The sequence below is a fragment of the Streptomyces sp. CC224B genome (assembly GCF_030010595.1).
Classification (GTDB): domain Bacteria; phylum Actinomycetota; class Actinomycetes; order Streptomycetales; family Streptomycetaceae; genus Streptomyces; species Streptomyces longispororuber.
In genome coordinates this window covers 15,896-27,461 of record NZ_JASCXL010000127.1, presented here as the reverse complement: position 1 = coordinate 27,461, position 11,566 = coordinate 15,896, and the positions used below count along the sequence as shown (strand labels likewise).

The window sequence follows — 11,566 nt, the reverse complement described above, 5'->3', positions numbered from 1 at the left end:
GTTCGATCCGCGCCCACTGCGCGTCAGTCAGCGACACAACCAAACCAACGATCAGATGATCCGAAGGAAACGGCCTAAGCCCACACCCACCCCCCCGCCAAAGTCACAACCCCAGCCAAAGCCGCAACCCCAGCCACAGTCCACCCAGGAGGCGTCGCCCGATGACACGAGCGGCGCCACCAACACCCCTATGTGGAGGGCCCCTTGCTCCGGACCCGGTACGTAGCGACCACGCTCCTGGCCACCACCCTGACGACCACCCTCGCGGCCGCCCCCGCCACGGCGTACCCCGGCCCGCGCACCCCGCCCACCCCGTACGCCCCAGCGGCCCCGCTCACCCCCCACACCGAACGCGTCAGCACCACCGACGACGGTGCCCAGCTCGACGGCCCCTCGCACACCGCCGCGATCAGCGGGGACGGGCGCCGCGTCGCCTTCGTGACGCGTGCGGCCAACCTCGGCTGCGGGGGATACGCGTCGTGCCTGAAGGTCAAGGACCTGACCACCGGCGCCCTCACCGGCATCAACCTCGGCGGCGGGCACCTCTACGGGGCGTCGCTGCTCAGCGCGGACGGCGGCCGGGTCGCGTTCACGGCCAACCAGCGCTTCAACAGCCCCTACCTGCACGACCTGAACACCGGCAGAACCGAGCGCCTGTGGCCCGAGGACCCACCCGGCTTCAACGAGCTGGGCACCGTGAACTCCCTCAACCCCGACGGCACACACGTGGCGTACACCATCGGCAACCGCCGCGGCGACGCCAACTTCCGGCTGCTGTACGTCCGGCACACCGCCACCGGCACCGACGAGCTGATCTCGCCGCCCGAGGAGGGCGAGAAGGGCGGCGCCTCGGTGAACGGCGACGGCACCCGCGTCGCCTACCAGGTCGGCGGCTACAGCGAGGGCTCCGAGGACACGGCGGACGTGTTCCTCAAGGCCTCCGGAGCGGGGCGCGTCCAGCTGGACCCCGGACTCGGCACCGTCGAGCTGGTCCGGATCACCGCCGACGGCCACCGCGTCCTGTTGAACGCCCAAGGCGGCCTGTACGCGTACGATGTGAGCACCGGCGCCACCGAGCGCGTCACCGAGGGCCGCGCCTCGGCGGCCACCGACGACGGGCACCACGCCGTCGTCTCCCGGGCGGACGGCCCGCACCTGGTCGACCTGCGCACCGGCCGTGGCACCGCCGTCGGCCCTGCCGACGCCCGGGTCACTCCCGGGGGGATCAGCGCCGACGGAGGCGCGGTGGTGTTCAGTTCCACGGCGCCCGACCTCGTACCCGGCGACACCAACGGCCAGGACGACGTCTTCCTGCGCCACACCCGGTAGACGCCGGGCAGAGACCGGCAGAGACCCAGAAGGTACCGAGCAGAGACCCGGAAGGTACCGGGCAGATACCCGGCAGGCCGCACCGGTCGGCCCGCCACACCGCCCCGGAGGCGAACCTTCCGGTGCCGTCTACCCCAAATAGCGTACGGTAAACGGGAGTTACGCCGTCATTTCGGTTGACCCTACATGGACATGATGCGTAGCATCGCGCCGCTGTTGTTGTCTGAGAGGAGTTCAAAGATGACACAAACGGACACCGTGGAAGCGCCGACGTACGAGTCGCTGGTCGAGGACGCTCTGCGTGAGCTCTCCGAGGCCGAGTCGGCCGAGGTGCTCGTTCCGGTCGGCAGTGGTGACGAGGGTCCGCTGATGGCGTGGTTCGTCTCCACCTGATGGTTCCAACCTGCTAGATCCCGCCTGATGGTTGGCGCCCGATGGCTCGCTCCAGACGGCTCGCTCCAGACGGTTCGTTCCGGATGGTTCGCGCCTGATGGGTCGCTCCAGACGGTTCGCGCCTGACGGTTTCCGCCTGATGGTTCCGCACGGCCCTCGGGGGTTCCGGCCGCATCGGTCACCGCGGCCGGAGCCCCCTCCCGGGACGCCCCTCGACCCGACCCGAAGCCACAGGGAGCACGTCTTGACCGTTGTGCAGACCAGCCGCGACGTACGGGACGGAGTCGACGCACTCCTCGACCGGTACGCCGGCCTCTCCGAGCGCGATCACTGCGTCGTCGTCTTCACCCCGGACAGCCGGGAGGCGGCCGCCTGGCTGGTCGCCGGGCTGAAGCAACGACAGCTCAGCGCACGGCTCATCGGCATGCGCCCCCTCGTGGACCACGGCTTCGCCGCCCGTCTGAACTCCGCCGTGCCGGACCCCGGGACCTTCGACGGCCGGCTCGTCATCTTCACGCTCGAACGGGACACGATGTCCCACTTCGCCCAACTCCAGCACGTGCTGCGGCAGTTCGGGGACGACCGGTGCATGGTGGTCCGCGTCATCAGCGCGTCGCGCGAGTTCTTCGAGCTTGCGCTCAACCTCGGCCCGGACGAACTCAGCGCCCGCAACGCGGCGCTGCTGACCCGGCTGACCGGGGCGCGCAGCGTCAGGGTCCGCAGCCGGGGCGGCACCGACCTGCGCATCCGGCTCGACAACGAGCGGTACGACTGGATCAGCAACCGCGGGGTGTGGCGCCCGGGCGGCTTCACCATCCTCCCGGCGGGGGAGATCGCCACGTACCCGGCCGCGATCGACGGCCGCCTGGTGGCGGACGGGGCGCTCAACTGCAACGTCATCACCCGTATCGACACCCGCCTCGCGGCCCACCCGCTGACGGTCGACATCACGGACGGTCGCGCCACGGGCTTCACCGGCGGCGACGACGACGTCCGCGAGCTGGTGGAACTGTGCTTCAAGCAGCCGCACGGCACCCGCGTGGGGGAGCTGGGCTTCGGCACGAACACCGGCATCGACCGGTTCGTCCCGGCCAACTCGCACCTCAACGAACGGCGCGTCGGCGTGCACATCGGCTTCGGACAGCACAACCAGGACCGTGCCGTGGTCGGCTACGAGGAGAAGGTGCACCTCGACCTGATCTCGGACGGCGCGGAACTCTGGATCGACGACGACCCCGAACCCGTCGACCTGGCCAACCTCCAGCTCAACGGGGAGGAGCACCCCGCGCTGGTGCGGGACGAGGACATCACGGGCGACTGCTGCGGATTCGGCTACGGAGAGCTGACGGACCCCGCGGCCGGAGAGCTGACGGGCGCCGTGGCCGGAGAGGTGACGGATCCCGCGCCTGCGAGCGTGAACGACTGACCATGCCCAACCTGCGAACCGCGGTGGCGGGCCGGCTGGCCGGCAGCGCCATGGAACTGCGCGACTTCCGCTACCTCTGGGCCGGGCAGGCGGTCAGCGCCGTCGGGGACCAGCTCTTCAACGTCGCCGTGTCCCTGCGGGTGATCGAGAGCGGCGGTGACGCCGGTGACGTCGGCCTGGTGATCGGCGCCCGGATGCTCGCCACCGTCCTGTTCGCCCTCGTCGGCGGCGCCTGGGCGGACCGCGTGCCCCGGCGCCGGGCGATGATCCTCGCCGACGCGTTCCGGCTTGCCGCCATCACCGTGGTGGTGCTCGGCGCGTTCGACTCCACCACGCTCGCGCTCGCCGTGATGACCTTCCTGGTCGGCAGCGGCGAGGCGTTCTTCCGTCCCGCGTACGGCGGTCTGGTGCCCTCCCTCGTCCCCGAGGACCGGCTGCTCAGCGCCAACGTCTGGCGGGGCAGCATGGAGAGCGCGGCCGCCGTGGTGGGCCCGGCGCTCGGCGGCGTCCTGGTGGCCACCGCGGACACCCGGACGGCCTTCGCGGTCAACGCGGCGACGTTCGCGGTCAGCCTGCTGTGCGTCCTCGCCGTCACCGAACCGCCCATGGATCGGGCGGGGAAACGCTCCTCCATCGCCCAGGAGATCCGGGAAGGGCTGGTGGCGGTGCGGCGCGTGCGCTGGGTGTCGGCCCTCCTCGTGATGACCGCGGTGCAGACCATGCTGGTGGTCGCCGCCCACATGGTCCTCCTGCCGGTCATCACCCAGGAGGAGTTCTCCGGGCCTTCGACCTACGGTCTGGTCATCGCGATGTTCAGCCTCAGCGGCTTCGTCGGCACGATCGTCGTCGGGCGGATCCGGCTGAAGCGGCCCGGGACGAGCGCGATGGTGTTCAACGCGCTCTTCACCGTCGTGCCGCTCGTGCTGCTCACCCCGTTCTCCCTGTGGTGGGTGGTGGCCGGGTACATGCTCGCGGGGTTCGCGATGATGCCCTTCAACACGCTTCTGCACACCGCGCTGCAACGCCAGTTCCCCCCGTCGATCCTCGGCCGGGTCAGCTCCGTGGACTGGCTGTGCAGCCTCGCCCTGCTGCCCCTCGGCCTCGCCGTCATCGGACCGCTCGCGGACACGGTGGGCCGGACGACCGTCCTCGTCGTCGCCGCGGCCGTCCAGCTCGGTGCCGCGCTGCTGGTCCTCACGGTGCCCGGGGTGCGCGATTTCCATCAGGAAGAACAGCCGGTTCCCGAAGACGCGGAGGTATGAGATGGCAGTGGAGAAGCTCCTCGACGACCCCTCGAAGCTGAAGTCCATCCGGGACACCGAGCCGTACGTCAGCCGGGACATGGGCGACCTGGACCAGGTGTTCTCGACCGACCTCGCCCAGCGGCTCCTCTTCGAACGGGGCCTGCGCACGCCCTACATCAGACTGTGGCGGCACGGCCAGGACATCGGGGTCCGCAAGGCCACCAAACCCGGGGACGACGGGAGCGACGAGCGCCGGGTGCTGTCCGGGCTCGCCGACCCGGCGTACGTGGTGTCCCAGATGCGGCAGGGCGCGACGCTCGTCTTCCAGGCGATGTCCACCTACTGCCCCGAGGTGGAGGCCTTCTGCGCGGAGCTGTCCGAGGACATCGGGGTCCCCGTCGCGGCCAACGCCTTCCTGACCCCGCCGCACTCCAAGGGCGCCGAGGCGCACTACGACCTGGCCAGCATCTTCCTGCGCCAGCTCGCCGGCTCCAAGACCTGGCGGCTGCACGAACCGCCGAAGCAGTGGCCGGTCAAGCGCTCCAAGCCGGGCGTCACCCCGCAGACCCCGCAGTGCCTCGAAGTCACCCTCCACGCCGGCGACTGCCTGTACCTGCCGCGCGGCTTCTACCACGAGGGCACCACGGCGGAGGAGGGCTCCGTCCACATCGCCTTCTCCGACGGGGTGGAGGACAACTGGACCCAGATCCTGCACGACGCCCTGGAACTCGTCGCCGAGCGGAGCGTCGCCCTGCGCGGCCGGCTGCCCAGCACGGCCGAGGCGCTGAGCGGCGCGTCGAAGGAGATGTGGAAGGAGGTCAGGGAAGACCTCTTCCGCACCCTGGAGGACCTGGGCGACGAGGTGATCTCCGCTCTGGTGGTACGCCGTCTCAAGGCCCGCGAGCAGCAGCTCAAGAAGGCCGAGACGGCCTCCCTCGGCCAGATCCTGGCGGTGGAGTCCCCCGCGGGTGACGCCTGATGGGTGCCGGACGGGACGAGGTGGTGCGGGTCGGCATCACCCCGGCCGGCACCATGAACCTGGTCCGCAGCCACCACCGGGACGTCCTCCGCCGCCTGGCACCGGTCCTCCCGCCCGGGCCCGAACCGGCCTGTTCGCACCCCGGCCTGGTCTGGGCGGCGACCCGGACGCCCACCGGTGGCGGTGACCCCGCGGGCGTCGCGGAGCTGGCCCGCTCACTGGCGGACGCGGGCTCGATGCCCTCACTGAAACACCTCACGCCCGGTGCCGCGTCCGACGCTTCTGACGCCTCTGGCACGTCTGACACATCCGACACGTCTGACACGTCCGACGCGCCGTCGGTACCGGAGTGGTGCCGGTGGGGCACGGACCAGCTCCTCGCCGACATCCGCCGCACCAGCGGCGCGGGCGACGCCGACTTCCGCGCACCGGACCCGAGGGAGGGGATCGCGCACCTGGAGGCCGCCCGCGACACCCTGCGGACGGTGTGGCCGGAAGCCGCCCTGGAGTCGGACCTGCTGGTCCGCGTCATCGTGTACGTACAGGGCGGCGCGTTCCGCTCGGCCACGCTCCGCCAGACCTTCGGCGCGGTGTACCTCGGCACGTCCAGCGTCGAGAGCGTCCCGGCCGCCTTCGAGGCACTGCTGCACGAGACCGGGCACCACGCCCTGTACCTGCGGAACTTCTTCGCCCCGTTCGTGACCAACGGCGACGTCATGATCAGCCACCCGCTCCGCCCCGACCCGCGGCCGGTCAGCGGGGCCGTCCACGCCGCCCACGTCCTGGCGCGCATGGCGTACGGGCTGACCCGCTGGGCCGCGGCACAACCGGCGGCCCCGCCCGAGGTCACCGCACGGCGCGACGACGCCCTGCACCGCCTCCGGGGCACCATCGAGGCCCTGGAGCCGACCGCCGAGTGGACGGAGGAGGGCCGCCGGTACTTCGACGACCTGCTGCGCTGGGAGAAGGAACTGACCGCGGCCCACCGGAGCTGACGCACCGCCGCCCACCGGCGCTGACGTACTGTCCAAATCTCGGGCACCTGGGCTCTCGGAGTCCTGGACGCATGAACGTGGGGACGTACGGACGTACGACGCGGGGCGATCCACGGTGGATCGCCCCGCGTCATACGCGCCGCGCGGGCGGCGGCCGGTGAGCAGCCCCATCGACCGGACCGTCAGGTCCCTATCCCTAGGAACGCGTCGCCGTCGCGCAGTCGTCGCCCCGGGACGCCGTGCCGCCGCTCATGTCGACCGGCTTGCTGCGGTCGTACGGGTCGACCCGGCGGGCGGCGTCGGCGCCCTGCTCGCCGGCCGTGCCGAAGGGCGGCTCGAAGAAGCCGGTGGGGCCGGAGCAGCCGCCGTTGGTCATGTCGAGCGCGTACGAGACGAGGGACGCCGTGCCCGGCTCGGTGACGACCTTCGCCGGGTCGTCCCAGCTCATCACCACCTCGCGGCGCACGATCGTCCGGACCACCTCGGCGTCCCGGCCGCCGTCGCCGGCCGCCGGGGTGACCGGGTACACGAAGGTCACGTCCGCTGTCACCTCGACCGCTCCCCGCTTCCCCTCCCGGTACGTGAGCCGGACCCGGGTCTTGACGACATCCCCGGCCGGCCGGGCCCGCTCCGGGCGGAAGCGGCTGAACAGCAGCAGCGGATCGGTTTCGGGGGTGGGCGCCTTCGACGACAGGGCGGCGCGCAGGTACCGCTGGACGTCCTTCTGGTGCGGGTTCAGGAGCGCGATCGCCCGCGCGGGCCGGCCACCTCGCAACACGCGGGTGTCGAGCCCCGCGGCCACCATGAACTGCTTGCTGCGCCGCAGCGCCCGCCCGACCTGGGCGGCGTCCATCCAGCCGGTCGCCCTGGCCTCGGGCACCGTGATCCCGGCCGCCCCGTCGGCCCAGCGGGCGGCAGGCGAGCCGCGGAACGGCTCGGCCAGGGTGGGGCGCAGCGCCGGCTCCGCGGCGGGGGCCTCCCGGGGCGGAGCCGTCTCGGCGGCCACCGTCCCCCCGGCCTGCCCGCCGTCGCCGCCGCCGAACCAGCCCATGACGTCCTGCGGGAACAGCGCCACGCCGAGGAGCGCCACGGCCGCGACCGCCCCGGTCACGTACCGGCCCGTCCTGCGCCGGCGTGGGGCCGGCGCGTAGGTGCGCCGGCCCTCCGGCTGCCCCGGGCCCTCGCGCAGCCGCCGCCGCACGGCGCGGGCGCGCGCGGACGGCTCCACGGGGGCGTCGGCCGCGCCCGTCACCGACTCGCGGAGGAACCGCTCCCACTCCTCGTCGGACACGGACGCCCCGTCCTGCCCCCCACCCTTGGCCACACCGCACTCCTGTTTCCGTTCGACCCCCGCCGGTTCGCACCGCGCGCCGGTCACCTGCACGACCGCGCGCCGACTCGTCGGGAGCACCCGCATGATCGCATGGAGCACCGACGGGGGACCCACCGGCTCCGACCCGGTGCCCGCGTCCGCGGCCCTGCCGGGCCGGACCGGCTACCCCTTGCGGGCGCCCGTTGTCGAGGTGCGCGTTGTCGAGGTGCGCGCTGTCGAGCAGAGCACCTCGTCCACCAGCTCCTCCATGTGCTTCCGCGTGGCCTCGCCGGGCTGCGTGGTGACGGCGACGTGGACGGCGCGGCCGTCCTCGGTGACACCGCCGCGGGTCTCGTACCCGGTCATGCTGCCGCCGTGGCCCCAGAAGACCTGGCCGCCGCGGGAGAGCGGGGTGCCGACCAGGCCGAGGCCGTAGCGGGCGCCGTCGGCGAAGGGGCGGCCGGCGGGGACCGTGGTGCGCATCTGGTCGAGCTGCGGCCCCGGCAGGAGACGGCCGCGCAGGAGCGCGGAGTAGAAGCGGTTGAGGTCGGAGTTGGTGGACACGAGCTGCCCCGCCGCCCAGGCCCAGGAGGGGTCCCACTCGGTGGCGTCGACGACGGGCGCGCCCGCGGACGCCTGGTGGTAGCCCCTGGGGTGGCGCTCGCGCGGGCGCAGCTCGCCGGGGGCGGGGAAGTAGGTGTGGCGCAGCCCGGCACGCCGGACGACGCGCTGGTCGATCTCCACCGCGACGGGGCGTCCGGTGACCTTCTGCACGAGGAGCCCGGCGACGAGGTAGTTGGTGTTGCTGTACTTCCAGCCCTCACCGGGCGCGAAGTCGGCCTTGTGCCGCAGGGCGAGGTCGAGGAGATCGCGGGGCTCGTAGTAGCGGATGTCGTCGCCCAAGTGGCCGACGTAGTCCGGGAGTCCACTGGTGTGCTGGAGGAGCTGGCGGACCGTGACGCGGCCGCCGTCGATGCCCTCGCCGTGGACGAGGCCCGGAAGGTACGTGTCGACGTGGCCGTCGAGCCGCACGGTGCCCTCGGCGACGAGCTGGAGCACGACCACGGCCGTGAACGCCTTGGTGTTGCTGCCGACGCGGACCTGGCCGTCGCGGGGCACCTTGGCGCCGGTGGCGATGTCGCCGACCCCCGCGGTGTACGTACGGGTGTGTCCCTTGCCGTCCGTGACGCTCGCCAGGGCGGCGGGCACCCCGTCGGAGCGTACGAGTGCGTCCAGGCCCTGCCGCACGCTGCCGTGCCGGGCGGGGGAGGGGACCGACGCGGGAGGTGCCGCGGAGGGTGCCGCCGCTGCGGGCGGAACCGCGGCTCCCGCCGCGAGTACGCCCATGGCCGTCGCGAGCGTTCCCGTCACCACCTCGCGCCGGCTCTTGTCCCGCTGTCCGTACGGACGAAACCGCTGCTCTGTCTGCTCGCGCACGCGCCAACCCCTCTACTCCAGGCGGCCGTTGGGCAGGATGTGGGGCCGCTGGATCCCTGTGGCGCGGGCGGAGTCCCGTGCCGGTTCCAGCATGGACGCGCCGACCGCCCCCGACGATCCGGCTGACGCCCGGTGCCGGGTAGGGCTGTCCCCCGGACGTCCGTACCGCTGAACCCCCCGGCGGGGGGCCTGCCGCAGGGAGCCCCGTCGCGTGCACCCGGCCCGCGCGACCGCTGGGCCGCGGGCCCCGTACGGCACAGGTCGCCTGGCCGGGCACCGCTCCGCCGGGCGGCCCCGCCCGTCACCAGGGCTGGTTGTGCGGCAGCGCGGCCGAGCGGTACGACTCCGCCTCCCGCGCCCGGTGGGAGAACAGCAGGGCCCAGCAGCCCACCGCCGCCACGGCGGCGGCGAGGACGACCAGGCGCCAGGTGGCGACGGGAGCGAAGGACGCGGCGGGATCCGGGTGCATGGCGAGGACGAGACCGAGGGCGAGCGGGACGGCCATCGCGAGCGCCCAGCCACCGAGCACGGACGAGGCCAGGCGGTGCGGGAGGACGAGCCCCGCCCAGAGCAGCACGGCGAGGGTGCCCACCACGGCCACCGCACCGCTCATGAGCCCCGGAACGGCGGTCCCCGCGGCCGTGGCGGCCACGACGGCCCCTCCCGCCGGCGGGATCAGCCGACGGCGGTCGCCGGACGTGGTGCGCGTCCCGCCGTGCCGCGCCAGGTGCCAGGCGGCGAGCAGACCGACGGCCCCCGCCGACAGGTAGGGACCGCTGTTGAGCCATGCGTCCTCGTTCAGGACGTGCACCTTCTGGTGCACGCCGTTGATGACGAAGCCACTGGTCAGGGCGAGGACACCGCTGCCCGCGAGGAGTCCGGCCCAGGAGCGCCGGCTGGGTGAGACGAGGCTCGCCCAGGAGCCGATGAGCAACCCCAGGAACGGCAGGTGGACGAGGACCAGCAGGGCGTTGAGCACCCCGTCCTCCCCGAAGGGGTAGCCGGCCGCGACGGCGGCCCAGGCGCCTTCGGGCCCGGTGGCGTCGGGCGTGTGCCCCGCGTCGATCCACCACGTCTCGAAGGGACGCGTGCGGAACACCAGCAGCCCCGGGCCGGTGAGCACCGCATGCCCGTCGAGCCGGAACCAGGACAGGACCCAGAGCCCGACCGTGCCGAGGCCCAGGAGGCCCGGCAGGACGGGGTGCACCGAGGAGGGGCGCCGCGCCGGCCGCCACGGCGGCGCCGGTGGTGGCGGTGGCGGTGGCGTGACATTCGTGGCGGGAGGGTACCGACGGGTCGCCACCGGGGCGGCGGCCATCCTGGTGGTGACGCGGCCCTCCGCGATCTGCCGCAGCTCCGCGGCGGCCTGCGCGACGTGCGGGCGCTCCTCCGGGTTCTTGGCCAGCAGGGCGGCCAGGACGGCCCCCAGGGCGGGCCCGGCGCGGCGTGACACGGGTGGCGGCTCGGAGAGGACGGCCGCGATGGACTCCACCGGTGCCGGGCGCGCGAAGGGGGATACGCCCTCCAGGGCGTGGAAGAGCGTGACGCCGAGGGCCCACAGGTCCGTGGCGGGCAGGGGCGCTCCCCGTATCTGCTCGGGTGCCATGTAGGCGGGAGTGCCGAAGACGCTGGTCGTGCTGGTGACCTCGCCGGACAACCGGGCGATCCCGAAGTCGGCCAGTTTGACCCGGCCACCCGCGAGGAGCATCACGTTCTCGGGCTTGACGTCCCGGTGGATCACGCCCATCGCGTGCGCGGCGCCGAGGACTTCGGCCAGTTGTGTGCCGATCGACGCCACCCGCTCCGGCGGCAGCGGCCCCTCACGAGCCACGAGCGCGGCCAGGGTGGTGCCCCGGACGAGCTCCATGACGATGACGACCTCGGCACCGGACCGCACCACGTCGTACACGGTGACGGCGCCGGGATGGTTGAGCTTCGCGGCCGCCCGGGCCTCGCGCAACAGGCGCGCGGTGGCCTTGGTGTCCAAGGGCGCGGCCCCCTGCCCCGGCGCGTGCACGTGCTTCACGGCGACCTCACGCCCGAGCAGCGTGTCGACGGCTCGCCACACCACCCCCATGCCGCCGCGCCCCAGCTCCTCGATCAGATGGAACCTGTCCCCGAACGGCTGCCCGCCCTCGACCATCGCGACTCCCCCCGGAACGCGCCCCCTGATACTCGCGGGGTCATCATCCAGCCACTGGCGACTTAGCGCAGCGTATGACCGAAGTTGCGCCTCTGCGAACGATTCTGACCGACCTCGGAAGTCACCACAGGGCTGCCGCGTCACGACGGCGGGCACGGATCACACGGATCTGAGGGGGTGGCGGCCTGTCAGCCGGGGCGTCCGCCGCTCGCACAGCTCCGCGACCGGGAGCCGGAGAGCGTCACCAGCTCGGACCGGAGCCGGCGGCCGTGCCCCCGCTCGTCCGAGCCTGCCGTCGCGTCCGCGGC

Annotated in this window: 9 protein-coding genes; 6 read left to right on the top strand and 3 right to left on the bottom strand. The window is 73.1% G+C overall.

The window, feature by feature from the left end; all coding sequences use genetic code 11:
* The first annotated feature begins 204 nt into the window (after positions 1 to 204).
* The 6 genes from QK440_RS34695 (at position 205) to QK440_RS34670 (ending at position 6,366) form a co-directional block, all read left to right on the top strand.
* Positions 205 to 1,329 (top strand): hypothetical protein, encoded by a 1,125-nt coding sequence (locus QK440_RS34695; RefSeq protein ID WP_282797234.1) that lies wholly within the window; start codon positions 205 to 207, stop codon positions 1,327 to 1,329.
* Positions 1,330 to 1,569: 240 nt separating this feature from the next.
* Positions 1,570 to 1,722, top strand: a complete 153-nt coding sequence (locus tag QK440_RS34690; protein WP_282797233.1) for a hypothetical protein — start codon at positions 1,570 to 1,572, stop codon at positions 1,720 to 1,722.
* 244 nt (positions 1,723 to 1,966) lie between these two features.
* A complete protein-coding gene (locus tag QK440_RS34685) occupies positions 1,967 to 3,148 on the top strand; it encodes a hypothetical protein (protein ID WP_282797232.1) in 1,182 nt (393 codons plus the stop codon).
* A 2-nt stretch (positions 3,149 to 3,150) separates the two neighbouring features.
* Positions 3,151 to 4,410 (top strand): MFS transporter, encoded by a 1,260-nt coding sequence (locus tag QK440_RS34680; protein ID WP_282797231.1) that lies wholly within the window; start codon positions 3,151 to 3,153, stop codon positions 4,408 to 4,410.
* Between the two features lies 1 nt (position 4,411).
* The gene (locus QK440_RS34675; RefSeq protein WP_282797230.1) at positions 4,412 to 5,371 is read left to right on the top strand and encodes a cupin domain-containing protein; all 960 of its coding nucleotides are present in this window, start codon (positions 4,412 to 4,414) and stop codon (positions 5,369 to 5,371) included.
* A complete protein-coding gene (locus QK440_RS34670; protein WP_282797229.1) occupies positions 5,371 to 6,366 on the top strand; it encodes an HEXXH motif-containing putative peptide modification protein in 996 nt (331 codons plus the stop codon). The genes QK440_RS34675 and QK440_RS34670 overlap by 1 nt, the downstream gene beginning before the upstream one ends.
* Positions 6,367 to 6,562: 196 nt before the next feature.
* On the opposite strand, the gene QK440_RS34665 is transcribed toward QK440_RS34670, so the two are convergent.
* The 3 genes from QK440_RS34665 to QK440_RS34655 form a co-directional block, all read right to left on the bottom strand.
* The gene (locus QK440_RS34665; protein WP_282797228.1) at positions 6,563 to 7,690 is read right to left on the bottom strand and encodes a hypothetical protein; all 1,128 of its coding nucleotides are present in this window, start codon (positions 7,688 to 7,690) and stop codon (positions 6,563 to 6,565) included.
* 171 nt (positions 7,691 to 7,861) lie between these two features.
* Positions 7,862 to 9,115: a serine hydrolase domain-containing protein gene (locus tag QK440_RS34660; protein WP_282797227.1), complete on the bottom strand. Its 1,254-nt coding sequence runs from the start codon at positions 9,113 to 9,115 to the stop codon at positions 7,862 to 7,864.
* Positions 9,116 to 9,416: 301 nt separating this feature from the next.
* Positions 9,417 to 11,258, bottom strand: a complete 1,842-nt coding sequence (locus tag QK440_RS34655) for a serine/threonine-protein kinase (RefSeq protein ID WP_282797226.1) — start codon at positions 11,256 to 11,258, stop codon at positions 9,417 to 9,419.
* Positions 11,259 to 11,566: the final 308 nt, after the last annotated feature.